Raw genomic sequence first — 15,736 nt, 5'->3', positions numbered from 1 at the left:
GCCCGCAGCCCGGTTCACTACTGCGTTCACTACTGCTGGTTACTGTTAAGTCCGATCCTGCTCTCACCCTACTGTATGGCAACCTGATAATAATCTGTATCCTGCCCTTCTGCTGATCCCTCCAGATTTTTCGGGATCAACACAGCAGCCACCTGATCCGGATCGATCACACGTTCAAAAGCATAAGTACAAATATACTTACTGCCATCCATTCCAGATGAACCAGGACCTCCATATACACCCTCAAGCTTTGTACCGTCTTTTAAAACCAGCCCTGTGGGCATAGGCACCTCTTCCACCTGGGCTTCCTGATCCGCATCATAGGAAACACGGATGGATACTGGAGAAAGCTCCACACTGGTAAGAGTGAGGCCTGTATCGCCAATCTTTTCATCTGTCTGGATGATCGTCGAAGTGTCAGCTCCTCCAAGAGTCATATCCAGATCCCATTTCCCGATAATATCCGGAAAATATTCTGCCTTAGCCACAGTTCCCAGATTCTTGAACTCTACATGCAGTTTTTTGCCGATAAAGTATCCTTTCTCATCACTTTTCGCAAGCACCATATGATACTCCATGCTTCCGTCATCCATTACATAATGCTGGATAGTACTTCCATCTGCCCTGGTTTCCAATGCTGATCCGTCTGCATATACGCCCATACCGTCATTTCCTGCAATGATCCCATTGTAGAAGCTTGAACCTGAATTAAAATCCTCTTTCCCATCCACTGTCACAAAAACATTTTCAAAATCCGGCTGTTTTCCATCCTCCAGATGATACCCCTCTACCTTAAAAGACAGATAGGTATAATAATTATCTGTAATGCTCTGCTGAGCCGATACTGTGATTCCTGCATCCGTTACAGATGCATCTGCAAAAGCTGCCATACCATTTTCCTGCAGACTTTCCTGCTGCTCCTGTGTGATCTGAAGTTCTTCTTTCAGCCCTTGGCTCCAGTTGATATATGCGGCATAAACAGAAACTGTACCTACAGCAAGCACTGCAGTCATTGCCAGCACTGCGTATTTTTTCTTTGAGCTTCTGATCTTTTTATCATAAACAATGATCTTCTCATCTCCTGTTCTTGCTTCCCTTTGTATCCTTGCAAAGGTCTGACTTGCTTTCGTCTCCACAATATCCGGAATCTTAACATCCTGCTGTAATGTATACATCGCCTTATTTTTCTTCATTTAATTGCCCTCCCTGCACAACTTGAAAGAATCTGCCAGATATTCCCTTCCCCTGGCCAGTCTGCTTTTTACTGTTCCCTTTGGCATATCCAGCATCTTACTGATCTCATTGATCTTAAATCCTTCCACATAATAAAGGATCATCACCAGCCGATACCTTTGGGGAAGTGAATCCAGTGTCTGTGTCCACTCGATATTCTCGTATTTATTTTCCCAATATCCATAGTCCGGAACCTGATCCTGCACAAAAACCGGCTTGTTTTTCCTGATCTGCTCATAGCATTTGTTGATCAGGATCCTGGTCATCCAGGTGCGAAAATACCCAGCCTGTTTCAGGCTTCCCAGATGCTCCCAGCACGCCAGGATAGTATCAGATATGGCATCTGCCACATCCTCATCCCGGTTCAGAATCGCTCTGGCAGCCTTGTACATATTCTGCATCTGAGACCGCATCAGTTCTGTAAATGCATCCGGATCTCCTCTTTTTGCTTGATTTACTAATTCATTCACCTGCTTGTCCCTTTTATTCCTTTCTGAAGATCTGTACGTACAGGAACATGTTTTTCATGCTCTGTGTACAAGGGAATATGTCTGATGTTCTCTTTGTTCAGCAGCATGTTTTCTTCACGTTCTGTACATTAGATGCTAAGATCAGGCAAAAGGTTCCATCCTGTACAATATATTTTTCGACCGAAAAAAAGAAAAGCCGAAAGCCTGTTAAAAAGCTTTCAGCCTATCCTTTACATGCCTTTAATATCAGCAACCACATATTCAGATCTGCATCTGGTTTTAAATTTAATAGCCCAGTCGGAAATCCCAGAAGTTACAATAAAATTGGTATTGTCTCTTTTTTCGTATCCGTATACCCGGTCATCACTGGTCATTCCTGTAAGATTTTCAATATTCATAAGAGGGAAAAGCTGGCCTCCATGGGTATGTCCGGATAATACAAGATCCACTCCTGCTTCTTCCTGTGCAGCATAATCTGCAGGCTGATGATCGATCACAATGGAGAATTTCTCAGGATCCAGATCATTGGTAAGCTCTGCCATAGACGCTCTCCCATTTCCTCTGCCTGCTTTCATTTCCTCGGATCGATCCTGACGCCCTATGATATAAAACCGGTTATCAATCAGCACATTTTCATCCTGCAGCACGGTTACTCTATTCTTTTCCAATTCAGCGATCAGATCATCTCCATCGTATCCCCTGTAATCTGGATCATAGTAGCCTTTATCATGATTTCCAAAGGAAAAATATACGCCGTAAGTAGTTTTCAATTCCCTTAATGCCTGACAGCAGCGGATCATATCTTCCTTGGAGCTATCATCATCCACATAATCTCCGGCGATCAGCACCACATCCGGATTAAGATCCTGGATTTCCTTCATATGCTGTGCAAATCCTTCTCCATGGAAAGTAGTTCCCACATGGGAATCTGCAAACATAACCACCCTGAGATCTCCTACGCTTTTATCCGTTTCAATGGTATAATCCTTTTCCCACACATGGTGTGCCTGATACCAGCCGACAGCCAGATACCCTGCTGTAAACAAAATGGCAAATGCTCCTGCATAATATCTTTTGAATGTTTTCCCGGAAAATCTGCGGATCAGTCCAAAGATTCCGTCACTGCATGCCCAGAATACCATCAGATGGAGCACACAGATGACTGCATTCATGGATCCCCACAGCTTCCATAATACAGCAATCACTGCAGCGATCAGCAATAACCCCAGAAAAAATCCCTTCTTTTTACTTCCTTTTGACAGTTTTTCAATAAACTGAAATTTCCTTACCCTGCCTGCCAGGTATAAAGTCCCGGCTGCTGCCCCTGCAAACAGTGCTACAAATAACAGCATCCATAACATATTTTAATCCTCCTGCTTATAATAAATATTTCCGAAGCCATTATACCATACCGTATATGTAACTGTCCGGTGCTCTCACAGTTACTATCTGCTGAATAGTTATCAGTATACCATATACTGATATATATGTAACATAAAATATATATTGTCTTTCCTGGCAGCAAAGCCTATAATATTTTGGGGGAGGAAATTATAATGAGTGTAAAAACAAATGAAAATAAGCTGATGACTGAGGGAAGCATTGCCAGGCAGATTTTTTTCTTTTCTGTACCTTTGATCCTTGGAAATCTTCTGCAGCAGCTTTATAACACTGCAGATTCTATTATTGTAGGAAATTATGTTGGCAGTAATGCACTGGCCGCAGTAGGCTCCAGCACATCTTTGATCTGCCTTCTGATTGCATTTAGCCAGGGTGCTTCTGTAGGTGCAGGCGTAATCGTATCACAGTATCTTGGTGCCAATAACAAAAAAGAAGTACAGAACGCAGTGCATACAGCACTTGCCATTGCCTTTTTCCTGGGACTGATCCTGACAGCAGGCGGCATGCTCCTTACCAAGCCTATCCTGTTGCAGATGCAGACACCCAAAGAAGTGCTTGGTAACTCTGTTACCTATCTTCGTCTGTACTTCGGCGGTGTTGTCTTTAATGTAATTTATAATATGGCTGCCGGGATCCTGAATGCTGCAGGCAATTCCAAACGATCCCTGCTTTATCTTGGCTGTGCATCTATCATCAATATTTTTCTTGACCTGCTTCTGATCCGCGGATTTCACATGGGTGTTGCAGGTGCTGCCATCGCCACAGACATCAGCCAGTTCATGGCTAATTAAAGGGAACAAAAAAGAAAGGAAAACCAATCCAGACGGTATCAGCGGCAGGATACAAGAATAAATTGTGATTTCACAAGATTGGTGCTATAATAAGAGAAAAGTTCCTGCCGGGGCAGCCGCCCCGGTGGTATGGATAGAAAGGCAGGAAAACAATATGCACATCAGCTATAAACCACTCTGGCACACACTGTTAGAGCGTGATATGAGGAAAGAGGATTTAAGGCTTGCTGCTGGTATGACAACAAATATGATTGCCAACATGAGCAAAGAGGGAAAGCACATCAGCATGGATACATTAGCCCGTATCTGCGAAACGCTGAATTGTGAGATTACCGATGTGATTGAGTTAGTACCAGACGAGCCTGCTTCCACAGGAGGTAAGGAACATGAGAGAATTGAAACCAAGAATAACGGAAAACGGAATTGATTATATCCTTGTCGGAGATTACTACATCCCGGACTTGAAACTGCCGGAGGAACACCGCCCTATCGGAAAGTACGGACGGATGCACCGGGAATATTTAAGGGAAGTCCACCCAGCCAGATTGAATACATTGATACTGACCGGAGAATTGTGGACATATCTTGCAGACCTGAACGAACAGGCACAGGAACGGTTAGACACTATCATGGAGCAGATGAAAGCCACCGAGGGCGTGACAGAGGAATTGAAGCGAACTCAACAAATGGAATGGGTGCAGCGTTGTAATAACATTCACAACCGGGCAGAAGAAATTGTTTTGCATGATATAATTTATTCATACGGGAGTAATTAAATCGGAGGTATATAAGATGATTGAAATTGTATTTGGTGAAAGTGCCTGTGGAAGTTTGAAAATTGCCCAAACTTACGGTAAGGGAAAGTATAGAGGAAGTGCAGTTTCGGTCTTTATGAGGCACGAAGATGGGAGTGTTCCATCTTCAGATGAAATGAAAGAAGCACAAATTCAAGCACAGGAACAAGAACATATTGCTTGGGAGAATGCTATTCCATTGGGAGGCAAGAGCAGTGATGTTTATTGTTTTGATATGGCTCTTAGTGTGGGAGATATTTCTGATAATGGAATTGGCGAACAGCGGAAAAATGTTCTCAAGAAAATGCTGTCTGTCTGGTTTGTAGAGGATTTAGACTATCAGGTTGAAGAAAAAATACAGAAAATTAAAACTACATTGTCTTCGGTTATTGAACGATATGTAGCTGGGGAAGAAGTTCGTATTTGGTATAACTATAATCCGGATGAACTTTGCGGTATGTACTGGCTTATGAAACAACTTCGACCATTAAACTGTCAGACAACAATTTATTTGGTTAAGTTACCTGCCTGGGAATATGGAAAAGAAAATACTATGACATCCAAAATAGCATGGGGTGAGGTTTCTCCTGGCGAATGGGGAAAATATATAACTCTACAAGAAAAAGCTAAGCCTGTATTTCTTTCAGCTTGTGCTATGAAATGGAATCAACTTCAAAATGAAAATGCACCTTTGCGTGCAATGCTAAATGGTAAATTGCAAAGTGTTTCAGAAGATATATATGATAGTTTCATTCTTCGTGAAATTGCGGAACAGCCAGAGCAATTCAAAATGGCTATTGTTATAGGTAATGTTTTAGGAAAATATCAACTTGGAATTAGTGATGTATGGATTTCTAATCGCATTGATAAAATGCTTGAAGATGGTGTGTTGGAAATTATACAGGACGCACCAAAGGGAGAAACAAATTATCGCCGGATATTAAGAAAACGAATGAAATAATAACCACAGCAAGAACCGCTGCTACATGGAAGGCACCCCAACCATGCAACAGCGGTTTTTTTTACCGTTTTTTCCTCTGGCTGATAGGCGTTCCCATTTTCTTTGATTTTTTGAGAATCCGAATCAGCCAGCGAAATTCTTCGTCTGACAGATTTTTATAGTTGATACCGAGCTGCTTGCAGTAAAGGACAACCAGCTTTTCATCCCGGCTGCCCTTGAAATTTTCGACTGCTTCGAGATTTTCTTTCAATTCATCGGCAACGGTGGTCTGGGGCGCACTCTCACTGTCCTTTTTGTGGGCTTCCCGAATATCCCGGATAATCAGGTTGAGGTCATCCAGAACCATGTGACTGAAATACTCATCATCACTGATATGGGCGGCTTGCAGCACTTTCAAATGCGGGTCATCTTCGCCTGGGCGATACCGTTCAATGATTTCATGCCGGACGGTATCGACAAGTGCATTGAGGTTTTGAATCTGCATGGTAGCAATCCCGTCCACATAAATCTCAATGTCTGCAAGAAACTTGATAAAATCTTTATGTGTAGCAAGCTCACAGAGCAGACGGTTGTTAATCCGACCGCTTTTCAGCAGTGCCACCATCTCATCATTCAAATGCAACTCCGTCAATGGTGTGTTGATCTGCTCCCTGTTCTCTATCCGGCACAGTAGATAATCAACAGAGACCCCATAGAAGTCTGCCAGCGTGATAAGGTTGCCATGATTGATTTCCTTAAAATCCTCTTTTTCATAACTTCCAAGAGCTGATTTGGAAATGCCTGTCAGCTTTGATAGTTCTTCCAGATTTAAGCCTTTGTCCTTGCGGAGTTCCCAAAGGCGTTCCTGTATGCTTGTTGCTCCTTTCATGGGCGCACGCTCCTTTCCAATGGTTTCATTGCTGTCGCTTATCTGGATTATATCACACTTTCCGCAATCGTGGAAATTTCTGATTTTTACCCCTAATTCCTACTTTGTGGACATACGGCACAGGGCACAAAAATGTTCTATGATACAGGTAGTTCATCGATGGATTATTCCAATCGAATGACCAGCCTGTGTGGGATATGCTTCCCCGGCGATGTAGCGCCATGACTTTTGGCAGGGATGTGGAGGAACCCTGACCGAAACGAGCGTACCAAAGGGAGCGATACGCCGCTGTGAGATTCAGGGGAGGAACGACACCGGGGAGAACTGGCGAACTGACACCGAAATGATACCGAAACACGACAATCTGATAGGGGGATAGTCTACCCTATCGCTGATACTTCGGGAGATTTTAATCGGCTCTATGACCGTAATTTTGCCGAAAATCGCCCCGAAACCATACACTAAAACGGGAGGAAATACAATATGCCGAGAATGAGCAAAAAGAGGAAGCATGAGCTTTCCTTTTACCTCAATGACCGGGGGCGTGTCACTTACAACGAATTATGCCGGAAATGCCAGCATGGGTGCAAGCAGAGCTTCCGGGCGGTTGTGATTGACTGCCCCCGTTATTTATCCAAACGAGCAAAGAAAAAGGAGGAACACACAGAATGAATTTTGAATTTATGACGATAGACACACCATTGCCGCCCTGTATGCCATTTCCCAGAGCGTTGACAGGATTTCCAGTCAGCAGCACCGCAAAGGTCATGTACTGCCGGATGCTGGACGCTATGCTATCCAAAGAGCAGGAGGACGAGAACGGAATCCTGTTTGTCTGCTTCCCTGTCACAGCCATTGCCGCAGTCCTGTCCCGCAGTCCCATGACGGTCAAGCGTTCTCTGAATGAACTGGAAAACGCCGGACTTATCATGCGGGTGCGTCAGGGCGTGGGAGAACCGAATAGGATTTATGTGCTGATACCGGGAAAGGAGGACGCTGCCCTTGCCTGATACCTCGAAGCTGGAAAAGCTCAACCGGGAGCTGGAGAAAAGCGAAAAGAAACTGCGGAAAGCCATCAATGATGAAAAGGCATTGCAGCACCAGTTAAAGCAGCTTACCCGAAAGGAACGGACGCACCGGCTCTGCACTCGTGGCGGTATGCTGGAAAGTTTTCTGCAAGAGCCGGAACGCCTAACAGATGATGATGTCATGCTGTTGTTGAAACTCATTTTTCACAGGCAGGACACGCAGGAACTATTGAAAAAAATGCTGGAACGGGAGAAGCCGGAAACCCCTTAGTTTACTAAGGGCGCAATTATACACCACCCAGAGGTTGGTGCATTGCGTTCTCCGAAGGCTCCTCGCCGGAGAGCTGTGATTTTCCGCAGTCATGGTCTGCTCCAAATCAAACAGGGGACGCTACACTTCCCCTGCGCTGGCTGCAGCCAGCTACCCTTTTGTGGACTTGCCTGTTGGGGACACCTTGCGGTGCAAGCTGTTCCCAGCCGACAAGTTTCATAAAATATGCTATCTTTTCGATAATCGATGAAGTATAATAAAGTCAGAAATAAATCAGGAATTTGAGGTCAAGGCTTAAACGTGAGGTTTATATGAAAAAATACCAATGTCCTTGCTGCGGATATTTTACCTATAATGTTCCGGCAAATGAAGATTGTGGGTATATTTGCCCCGTTTGTTTTTGGGAGAATGACCCGTTCATTGCTTCTGATAACGAACCAAGCGACTCTAATCATGGAATAACGCTAAAAGAAGCGAAATCCAATTTCTCAAAATTTGGTGCTTGTGAAAAAGAAATGTTATGTTATGTCCGACCACCAAGAGATGATGAAAAAGAAATTTCATAGCGACAACTTCCAACTTGTAGAACTGAAAAATTAGAAGTTGTAAAGGAGTGTGATAAAATGGAAACACTTTTTGACCAATACAAAGAACTGAATATAAATGGCTCTTTGATTTGTCTTGAACAAGTTGAAGATATTTATTCTTACTTCTGCTATCCGACCAATGCAAAGGCAATAGGTTTTGAAGGAAGTATTATGTATTGCTTTATTGAGCCGTATGGGGAAATGGTTTTTGCCTGCAATCCTGATACTTGTGCAGATGTTTTTGTTTATCCACTGGCAAGAACCTTTGAGGATTTTATGAGACTTATTCTTGCTTGTGGTTCTACTAATCCTATTGAGCAGATTATTTGGATGGACAAAGACAAATTTGAAAAACACCTCAAAGAGGAAGAAGCAATCCGCACAGAGGAACAGAAAGCGACATTAAGTTATCTTGAAACAGAATTAGAAATTTCCCCTATTGATAACCCTTATGACTATGTAAAAGAACTGCAATCTCGCTTTGACAATAGTGGCATTGAGTATAGTGATGAATACTATGATGTTTTGGGGATTGATAGAAAATAACAACAAATAAATTCCAGTTGATATTTCACATATTTTAGGAAATTTAATAACTGTTATATTTAATTATCAAATTCTTCGCAAACCCTTGAAAATACTAAGTTTGTAGCAAGTGAGCTTTCCCTTACTCTTTCCCTTGTGTTATATTCTCACATTGGTTTTCATGAACCTTAATATGGGAAAAAATAAGGGAAAGAAAATTTCATAACACAGTATAACAATAACGACATGGTGAACTGATTGAAATGTTTTCGATATTTAACTCTATAACTGATTATTAAAAGAAAATGGAGATAAGATACGATGAGAACAATTTATGCAGAATACAACATAAATCACGATAGTATTGATGTTTACACAAGTGCCGGATATATGCTTCGCATTGATTGCTGGAAAGCTGAAAAAAATCTAAAAACCACATACGGATCAGAATGTGCGCTTACTTCATTGGCTGTGGATGAGCCTTTGGAATATGCAAGATTATATCTTGAGGGTAATTTACAGATGTGGGTAGATGCAGAAGACTCACTAGAGTTATAATCCTTATCCATATAAATAATATGCAAATATATATCCCATCAATATAGCGAATATACTGAAATAAAAGTATCTTTATAATCAATTTTAACCAAAAGAATATGTTCTTAGAGGAGGTGTCTCCCGAAAGAACATATTCTTCTATTATGGGTAATTATAAATATAGAACATGCTTTTCTTGTGCTACAATTTCTTCACTATGAGTTACAACAATAACTGTTTTTCCCTGTTCACTTAACTCATGCAATATATTCATAACAATCTCACTATTTTTTTTGTCTAAGGAACCAGTTGGTTCGTCTGCTAATACAATCGAACATTTCTTTAGCATTAAACGAGCTAACGCAACTCTCTGCTGTTCGCCACCAGATAATTGATAGACTTTTTTGTTAATTACTTTCTGTAAACCAACTTTTTCAAGAGCTTCATTTATTGAAATATCCGTTCTACCTGATTTTTTTATTATTTCTAGATTTTCTTTTACTGTTTTGTTTTCCAAAAGGGCAAAATTTTGAAATAAAAATCCAACAACTTCTTTGAAATATTTCTGCTTTTTTCCTTTTTTTGCCACATCAAAACCATTCACAATAATAGAACCTTTGTCAGGAGTTTCAATACCTCCAATCATATTAAGTAAAGTACTTTTTCCGCATCCACTTTCGCCACTAATTACCAAAAAACGGCTATCTGGAATTTCCAAATGAAAATTTTTGAACAAAATTTTATCATTATATGCTTTGCATAGATTTTCAATTGTTATCATAAGCAACCTCCTTTTAATGATTTCGGTATGTTTGTTTTTTCAACAATTGTGATATTAAAGAAAATAATTGTAAATTCTATTAGTGCCATAAATGAACTAACAAGAATGCTAATTCCTACTTCAGTCTGTACCGATAATAAAGAATAGATAAGCATACCTACTAATATCACAAAATTTTCCACTACAATCATTTTAAGAAGTGTTTTGTGCCGTTCAAATAAACTATATCCAAAGATTTTCATCAAGGAAATTTTCATTGCATTTTCTCGGAACTCTAGTCTACTTACTGTAACAATAATCATAATATTTAAAAGCAATACAATCGTACAAAGAGAACTTAAAAATCCCACGAGTTTTATTAAAAATGTGTGATTATATAAATACTGTTCATGTACGTTTGTAATTACTAGCTGATAATTTCCAAGCATATCTTCATACTTTTTGCTGATATTTCTTAGCTGTTTTTCATCACATTGAAATAAAACTGCTCCTGCTTTATAGCTTTCAAGATACCCACCATTGACTGCTAAATCTTTGTTTGCCTGATAAATAATTATCGGATTTTTGCTTTTTTCGATACCATTTATTCTACTTGTATCTAAATAGGAAAAGTATTCTGTTTCGCTATACTCTATGTACTGAATATTTAATTGTTGTAAATTATCATGATTTAAAACATGGCTCAAGGAGTCATAGGCTAATTGCTTGTTTTTAGCAAAATATCTATTCTTTGGAATGAAAATAATCAAATCAGAAGATTCATTCTCTACTGCATTTATCTGCTTCGTAAAACCTTGTAACATATCTTTTGCATGATTATTTACATATATCACATCATTTTTATCATTTAAAATATTCAAGCATATTACAGGCTTTAATGTGTTATATTCATTCTTGTATAGTTTATTCCAAAAAGCTTCTTCTTTTTCAGCATTAAAATCAGTAGTCTTTACGGTAAAATAATTTGCATCATAATATTCTTCTAACAAATGTTCATTTGTAAATAGGTTATTATGAATACTACTAATATTAGTGGTAATTGTAAAAACAGCGGCTACCCCTGCTATAAATTTTAACGAATAAATTAAAAAATCCACTCCTCTTTTGTGTGTTGCATTTGCGAATGCCTTTCTAATATCAAAAAAGCAAAAAGAACAATATGGAATAGTGGAAAGAATAATTCCAATGGAATATAAAATTGTGACGAGTCTATTCTCATATGCTCCCGATATATAATTTGACAGCAATATTTTTGCAACAATAAATAATGCAATGTCAAAAGTTACATCGAATAAAGCAGCCTTAAATGCTATGAAACCAGCACTTTCTCCTAAGGAAACTCGTACAACAACCTCTTTTTTTCGCCTAACCACTTCAATTACATTTAGAACAATCATCAATGCAATAATCATACCCCATATAATAAAAATCATGTCCTTTTCCGTAGAATTCCAATATTCTGGATAAGTTAAGCTATATTTTTCTGATAATTTCTGATATGCAGAGATAATATTGTCCTCATTTCCTATGTATGAGATAAAGTTTTCATAACCCACAGAGGTACTTTGCAATTCTGAGAGATTATGAAATTTTACTTTCGTAATTCCGGAAACTAAAGCGGTATATTCTGATTCTTCTATGTTTGCAGTATTTTTTAATGTTTGTCTGATTACTTTATCATCGCCATAAATATGAAGTGTTGAAAGGTATTTATTATTGATTTCATTGTACTGAGAAAAAATATGTACATCATTCTCCGTTGCAGTTTCTGATACATCTTTCAGAAACTGCGACATATCTTCACTAGCAACTTCATAGCGTGATGACGTAAAATATGCTGTAGAAAAGTTCCAAAGCTGATCTTGAAATATTTCAGATTGCATAAGTATTCCAAAAATCAGGAAACAAAACAAACATAAGTTTTTAATTGCTTTCATTTATTTCAACCCCAGATTCCATACTTTATTTGCTTTTTCAAATATCGTAGTCAATATTGTGCTATTTTCATCAACAATCCATTGATCTTCTTGATCTTCAGCTTTTTTGCTACTTGACAACATAATTTGAGTATTCAAATCCTTATAGTCATTAAATAGCACGCCTTGACTTATTCCTTGGTGAAATGGTTTTATCCAAATAATTAGTGCATATCGAACATCTGACTCAGCTATCGCAAGATTTCCATTCCAAAGCAAATAATCAGGGACAGACACACTATACTGGAATCCATCTTTATCTGTGTAAATTTTTACTCCAGATTCTTCTATTTCAGGGAAGTCTTTCTGAAATTCGTTATATGGTTTATAACTCCCGAAGTACCAAAATAAATTATAGCAACAGAACAAAATAACCAAAACAATTCCTATATATTTTATTTTTTTCTTCATTTATATACACTCCACAAAAAAGAGTGGTTGGAATTCCAACCACTCAGCCATTATCCCGAACCTTTGTTTAGTAGCTATTACCGTAGGTAATACTATTTCCTTTATGAGCAACCTCAATTTTAGACCAATTACCTTTACCAACATTTGAACCCGAAAAAGAACCATTTCCATTCTTGACATATGCGTAATGATCTTTAGTTGAATGATATGCGTGTGCATAATCTTCATTAATAGCAAGAGTATTATAACCATAAGTCAAAACACCTTTTCCGCCATCAGATGTAGTGCTCAATTCCCACTTTTTATCAAATGTCTTATTCCCGTTTGTAACAGAAAATGCCATTACTGGAATTGATGAAGAAATTAACATTGCACTAATAGCTACCCCTACAATCACTTTCTTTGCTCTCATAAGTTTTACCTTCTTTGATCTGCTGTATTTCTATTTATATTTTATCAAATATTTTGTATCTAGTCAATCAGTATCTTGACTTATATAGCGTCGAATTGTAAGATATATTCCTTGTAAAATTAACCAAAAGAACAACAGATTTATTGATAATGCTTTTTTAATTACTTCTCCAAAATAAATGATGACAGCCGCACTTGTCAGTATCATCAGTAGGGTAATAACATCCCAACAGTTTTTCTTATATAATTCTATAACCTTTATTTCTATCAGTATTGCCAGTATCCCTGTCCCTGCCACACATATTCCAACAACCAATATCATCAATAACCAATATATGATTCCGGCTATAATCTCATTTGGAATTTTTGTGCTGATTTGTGCCACAGATTGCCCGGCATCAATCGTCCAACCGATAAAAGTTTGTATGAATGATGCTGCATCATGGAAGAATGATTTGCAATCGGAAAGGAACACATCTGACTGTACTGCCTGAAAAAGAGTGGTTGTCAGCGAATACCATGCAAGAAGGAACAAGGTTGTTTGGAACATTACCGTTTTTGCTTTATATTGTCCTGCAAGTTGCTCTTTTTGTGTTTCGTATCTTGCTTTTGCATTCTGATAGGCTGTCCGGTCACAGGCTTCGCATTTTTTATAGAGTACCGGCTTTTCTACCGGTATCTCTACGATTTTCTGATGTGTCCGGGCATAATCCCGTTGTTGTGTTAAGCATCGTATTTTATCTTGACATTCCTCTATCGTGACGTTTGCGCTTCGCAGCTTCTCTTTCTCGCTCCGCAATGCTCTGTCTGCCAGCTTCAAGTCGTTCTTTAATGCTTGAATATTCCCGGCTCTGTTCTCTTTGTTTAATTTCTCGTTCAAGGTCAGAGATTCGTTGAGCTGCGTCTTCAGTTCCACGATAAGCTGGTCTTTCTGTTCCAACTCTTCTTGTATCTCCTCGGTCAAGAGCAGAAGTTCTTCCAACTGTTCGGCGTTCTTTAATTCTCTGGATTCGTTCATCTATATCACGTCCTTTCTCTACCTGCTGTTCCAGTTCAGCAATTCGGTGTTCTGTTTCAGTAATAAACTGTTTTCGCTGTTCAGCTTCTGTGCCAATATCTGCCATTGCTGATTTTCGTTTTCCAAAAGTTCTATCTTCGTTTTCTGTTCTTCCATCTTGGAAAGTAGTTCCTCGGTATTTGGCAAAATGTTGAGCAGCTCGGATAACTCGCTGTTTAATTTTTGCAATTTCTGATTCTGTTCCTGCATAAGAGAGAGTTGGGTGTCCCGGTTCTGCATTTCCAGAAGCATTTCTGCCATTAAGGTCTGCTGTTCTTCGATTTGCCCAATCATGGACTCCATTAAGGGTATAATTTCCCGGCTTTCTTCTAATGTCATTTAATCGCTCCTTCCATAATGATAATGCACCTGATACTTTCCCAAAGGTGTCCAGTATCTTTTGCAATAACGTGTTTTGTTGTTTTATGATTTGATTTTCCGCTACTTTCCACGAACCTTTTATTTCCTGCCCGGCAAGAAACTTTTGTTCAATCTTTCTTGCGTCAGCACCTTCATGGATGGTAGGAATCTGGAGTTTTCCCTGCTTTTCGTAAGAACGGTGATCGACCTGATTATGCAAAGGCAGATGTTCATTACACACCTTTGCCCACTCGCTCCGCCACAGTTCACAGTTTTTTGGATTGTTCCATCCCGTAGCATCGGTCAGTACCCGTTTCCATTGCAGGCGGTTTCTTGCACCAATCTTCTGGATTCCGTTTTCATCTAATACAGGGATACGGATTCCATGACGGTCAGGGTTTTTCTTATCCTGCCACCAGTTCGGATGGGATTCATCAATCACGATATTTCCGCTTTTATCTCTGACAAAATCCCAATCTTTGACTTCTTTCTTCCCCCAAGAATGATCCGGGTTAAAAGGGCGCATTGTCAGAAGCAGATGGACATGAGGATTGCCATCCCCTTTGTCGTGGATACTCCAATCAGCACACATTCCCTTATCCACAAATGTTTTTTTGATATAGTCGGCTGTATATTGAATCTGTTCCTGTCTGCTCCATTCTTTGGGGAGGGCAAATTCAAATGACCTGCCAAGTTGGGCATCTGCACTTTTTTCAATCTTCAATACCTCATTCCATAACCGTTGTTTCTGAAATGTGATTTTAAATTTTTCTAAAGCAGCTTCTTTATCTTCTGACCTTTTGTATCGGACAGATTTTTGAAAGCGTTTTATATTTTCTTCTGGTACTATCTGCCATTCAGGAGGTGCGTTTTCGCACATCATCAGACTGGTGTAGACCACTTCTTTTTTAGAAGTGTAATAACTGATTCGCCCGGTTTCCTCGTTTTTCATCACATCCCCATTGAGATATGCGGAAGCGGAGATAACAGATTTCCCTTTACTTCGTCCGACTATTTTGATTGTGTAATGAAAAATCGCCATGTCTGGATTCCCCCTTTCTGCACATCCGGCATAGATTTCCGGCAACATTGCTTTCAGTTTTAGAAAAAGCAGTATTGCCGGAACGCCCTCTGCGTAAGAGTGCCCTGCGCATAGCAGCCTGCATGGAATGCGCCCCTCTGGCGAAGAGTGCCTCCTGCGGCATGAGCAGGTCTGGCTGAAAGCCCCGCCGACGGAACGAGCCCGGCAAGCGTGAGCGAAGACCGGTTGCCAC

At 39.7% G+C, this 15,736-nt stretch carries 20 protein-coding genes; 10 read left to right on the top strand and 10 right to left on the bottom strand.

What is annotated here, in order from left to right:
• Positions 1-68 precede the first annotated feature (68 nt).
• The 3 genes from AB5916_RS00440 to AB5916_RS00430 form a co-directional block, all read right to left on the bottom strand.
• Positions 69-1,193 carry a DUF4179 domain-containing protein gene (locus AB5916_RS00440; protein ID WP_368188859.1) on the bottom strand — a complete coding sequence of 375 codons (1,125 nt, stop codon included), beginning with the start codon at positions 1,191-1,193 and terminating at the stop codon, positions 69-71.
• Positions 1,194-1,703 (bottom strand): RNA polymerase sigma factor, encoded by a 510-nt coding sequence (locus AB5916_RS00435; protein WP_368188858.1) that lies wholly within the window; start codon positions 1,701-1,703, stop codon positions 1,194-1,196.
• A gap of 230 nt (positions 1,704-1,933) precedes the next feature.
• Complete coding sequence (locus AB5916_RS00430; RefSeq protein WP_368188857.1) at positions 1,934-3,064, bottom strand: metallophosphoesterase; 1,131 nt, start codon at positions 3,062-3,064, stop codon at positions 1,934-1,936.
• Positions 3,065-3,259: 195 nt separating this feature from the next.
• On the opposite strand from AB5916_RS00430, the gene AB5916_RS00425 reads away from it, so the two are divergent.
• The 4 genes from AB5916_RS00425 to AB5916_RS00410 all read left to right on the top strand — a co-directional run bounded on the left by AB5916_RS00425 (position 3,260) and on the right by AB5916_RS00410 (position 5,650).
• A complete protein-coding gene (locus AB5916_RS00425; RefSeq protein ID WP_368188856.1) occupies positions 3,260-3,895 on the top strand; it encodes an MATE family efflux transporter in 636 nt (211 codons plus the stop codon).
• A gap of 154 nt (positions 3,896-4,049) precedes the next feature.
• Entirely contained in the window at positions 4,050-4,322 is a 273-nt protein-coding gene (locus AB5916_RS00420; RefSeq protein ID WP_002593556.1) for a helix-turn-helix transcriptional regulator, read from the top strand.
• Entirely contained in the window at positions 4,282-4,671 is a 390-nt protein-coding gene (locus AB5916_RS00415; RefSeq protein WP_009296082.1) for a TnpV protein, read from the top strand. The genes AB5916_RS00420 and AB5916_RS00415 overlap by 41 nt, the downstream gene beginning before the upstream one ends.
• A 16-nt stretch (positions 4,672-4,687) precedes the next feature.
• Positions 4,688-5,650, top strand: coding sequence for a DUF3658 domain-containing protein (locus AB5916_RS00410; RefSeq protein WP_368188855.1), 963 nt, complete (start codon positions 4,688-4,690; stop codon positions 5,648-5,650).
• A 61-nt stretch (positions 5,651-5,711) separates the two neighbouring features.
• On the opposite strand, the gene AB5916_RS00405 is transcribed toward AB5916_RS00410, so the two are convergent.
• On the bottom strand, positions 5,712-6,518 hold the full coding sequence (locus tag AB5916_RS00405; protein WP_006873172.1) for a helix-turn-helix domain-containing protein: 807 nt from the start codon (positions 6,516-6,518) through the stop codon (positions 5,712-5,714).
• A 483-nt stretch (positions 6,519-7,001) separates the two neighbouring features.
• Between AB5916_RS00405 and AB5916_RS00400 the strand changes: the two genes are divergently transcribed.
• From AB5916_RS00400 to AB5916_RS00375, 6 genes are all read left to right on the top strand, one after another.
• Positions 7,002-7,190 carry a hypothetical protein gene (locus AB5916_RS00400; protein WP_002304353.1) on the top strand — a complete coding sequence of 63 codons (189 nt, stop codon included), beginning with the start codon at positions 7,002-7,004 and terminating at the stop codon, positions 7,188-7,190.
• On the top strand, positions 7,187-7,528 hold the full coding sequence (locus tag AB5916_RS00395) for a DeoR family transcriptional regulator (RefSeq protein ID WP_054328106.1): 342 nt from the start codon (positions 7,187-7,189) through the stop codon (positions 7,526-7,528). Before AB5916_RS00400 ends, AB5916_RS00395 begins: the two co-directional genes overlap by 4 nt.
• On the top strand, positions 7,521-7,817 hold the full coding sequence (locus tag AB5916_RS00390; protein WP_009296086.1) for a DUF3847 domain-containing protein: 297 nt from the start codon (positions 7,521-7,523) through the stop codon (positions 7,815-7,817). The genes AB5916_RS00395 and AB5916_RS00390 overlap by 8 nt, the downstream gene beginning before the upstream one ends.
• A 311-nt stretch (positions 7,818-8,128) precedes the next feature.
• Positions 8,129-8,383, top strand: a complete 255-nt coding sequence (locus AB5916_RS00385) for a CPCC family cysteine-rich protein (protein WP_006575072.1) — start codon at positions 8,129-8,131, stop codon at positions 8,381-8,383.
• 57 nt (positions 8,384-8,440) lie between these two features.
• On the top strand, positions 8,441-8,950 hold the full coding sequence (locus tag AB5916_RS00380) for a hypothetical protein (RefSeq protein WP_006873177.1): 510 nt from the start codon (positions 8,441-8,443) through the stop codon (positions 8,948-8,950).
• 300 nt (positions 8,951-9,250) lie between these two features.
• Positions 9,251-9,487, top strand: a complete 237-nt coding sequence (locus AB5916_RS00375; RefSeq protein ID WP_004843528.1) for a DUF6061 family protein — start codon at positions 9,251-9,253, stop codon at positions 9,485-9,487.
• Positions 9,488-9,638: 151 nt separating this feature from the next.
• Here the strand turns inward: AB5916_RS00375 and AB5916_RS00370 are convergent, their stop codons facing one another.
• The 6 genes from AB5916_RS00370 to AB5916_RS00345 all read right to left on the bottom strand — a co-directional run bounded on the left by AB5916_RS00370 (position 9,639) and on the right by AB5916_RS00345 (position 15,504).
• Positions 9,639-10,247 carry an ATP-binding cassette domain-containing protein gene (locus AB5916_RS00370; RefSeq protein WP_005608342.1) on the bottom strand — a complete coding sequence of 203 codons (609 nt, stop codon included), beginning with the start codon at positions 10,245-10,247 and terminating at the stop codon, positions 9,639-9,641.
• A complete protein-coding gene (locus tag AB5916_RS00365; protein WP_005608344.1) occupies positions 10,244-12,184 on the bottom strand; it encodes a DUF1430 domain-containing protein in 1,941 nt (646 codons plus the stop codon). Before AB5916_RS00365 ends, AB5916_RS00370 begins: the two co-directional genes overlap by 4 nt.
• On the bottom strand, positions 12,185-12,634 hold the full coding sequence (locus AB5916_RS00360) for a hypothetical protein (protein WP_004843525.1): 450 nt from the start codon (positions 12,632-12,634) through the stop codon (positions 12,185-12,187).
• Positions 12,635-12,701: 67 nt separating this feature from the next.
• Positions 12,702-13,046, bottom strand: a complete 345-nt coding sequence (locus AB5916_RS00355; RefSeq protein ID WP_005608346.1) for a hypothetical protein — start codon at positions 13,044-13,046, stop codon at positions 12,702-12,704.
• 63 nt (positions 13,047-13,109) lie between these two features.
• Complete coding sequence (locus AB5916_RS00350) at positions 13,110-13,844, bottom strand: DUF6040 family protein (RefSeq protein ID WP_005608347.1); 735 nt, start codon at positions 13,842-13,844, stop codon at positions 13,110-13,112.
• On the bottom strand, positions 13,783-15,504 hold the full coding sequence (locus AB5916_RS00345; protein WP_040893156.1) for a MobA/MobL family protein: 1,722 nt from the start codon (positions 15,502-15,504) through the stop codon (positions 13,783-13,785). Before AB5916_RS00345 ends, AB5916_RS00350 begins: the two co-directional genes overlap by 62 nt.
• Between the last annotated feature and the right edge of the window lie 232 nt (positions 15,505-15,736).

This window comes from Blautia sp. 1033sp1_1033st1_G9_1033SCRN_220408, from assembly GCF_040929965.1.
GTDB lineage: Bacteria > Bacillota > Clostridia > Lachnospirales > Lachnospiraceae > Blautia_A > Blautia_A ammoniilytica.
This window is presented reverse-complemented; position numbering and strand designations above follow the sequence as displayed.

Bases quoted from the DNA above. Each gene is read 5' to 3' on its own strand.
- AB5916_RS00440 (WP_368188859.1), bottom strand. From the start codon at position 1,193: ATGAAGAAAAATAAGGCGATGTATACATTACAGCAGGATGTTAAGATT.
- AB5916_RS00430 (WP_368188857.1), bottom strand. From the start codon at position 3,064: ATGTTATGGATGCTGTTATTTGTAGCACTGTTTGCAGGGGCAGCAGCC.
- AB5916_RS00425 (WP_368188856.1), top strand. From the start codon at position 3,260: ATGAGTGTAAAAACAAATGAAAATAAGCTGATGACTGAGGGAAGCATT.
- AB5916_RS00420 (WP_002593556.1), top strand. From the start codon at position 4,050: ATGCACATCAGCTATAAACCACTCTGGCACACACTGTTAGAGCGTGAT.
- AB5916_RS00415 (WP_009296082.1), top strand. From the start codon at position 4,282: ATGAGAGAATTGAAACCAAGAATAACGGAAAACGGAATTGATTATATC.
- AB5916_RS00410 (WP_368188855.1), top strand. From the start codon at position 4,688: ATGATTGAAATTGTATTTGGTGAAAGTGCCTGTGGAAGTTTGAAAATT.
- AB5916_RS00405 (WP_006873172.1), bottom strand. From the start codon at position 6,518: ATGAAAGGAGCAACAAGCATACAGGAACGCCTTTGGGAACTCCGCAAG.
- AB5916_RS00400 (WP_002304353.1), top strand. From the start codon at position 7,002: ATGCCGAGAATGAGCAAAAAGAGGAAGCATGAGCTTTCCTTTTACCTC.
- AB5916_RS00395 (WP_054328106.1), top strand. From the start codon at position 7,187: ATGAATTTTGAATTTATGACGATAGACACACCATTGCCGCCCTGTATG.
- AB5916_RS00385 (WP_006575072.1), top strand. From the start codon at position 8,129: ATGAAAAAATACCAATGTCCTTGCTGCGGATATTTTACCTATAATGTT.
- AB5916_RS00380 (WP_006873177.1), top strand. From the start codon at position 8,441: ATGGAAACACTTTTTGACCAATACAAAGAACTGAATATAAATGGCTCT.
- AB5916_RS00375 (WP_004843528.1), top strand. From the start codon at position 9,251: ATGAGAACAATTTATGCAGAATACAACATAAATCACGATAGTATTGAT.
- AB5916_RS00370 (WP_005608342.1), bottom strand. From the start codon at position 10,247: ATGATAACAATTGAAAATCTATGCAAAGCATATAATGATAAAATTTTG.
- AB5916_RS00365 (WP_005608344.1), bottom strand. From the start codon at position 12,184: ATGAAAGCAATTAAAAACTTATGTTTGTTTTGTTTCCTGATTTTTGGA.
- AB5916_RS00360 (WP_004843525.1), bottom strand. From the start codon at position 12,634: ATGAAGAAAAAAATAAAATATATAGGAATTGTTTTGGTTATTTTGTTC.
- AB5916_RS00355 (WP_005608346.1), bottom strand. From the start codon at position 13,046: ATGAGAGCAAAGAAAGTGATTGTAGGGGTAGCTATTAGTGCAATGTTA.
- AB5916_RS00345 (WP_040893156.1), bottom strand. From the start codon at position 15,504: ATGGCGATTTTTCATTACACAATCAAAATAGTCGGACGAAGTAAAGGG.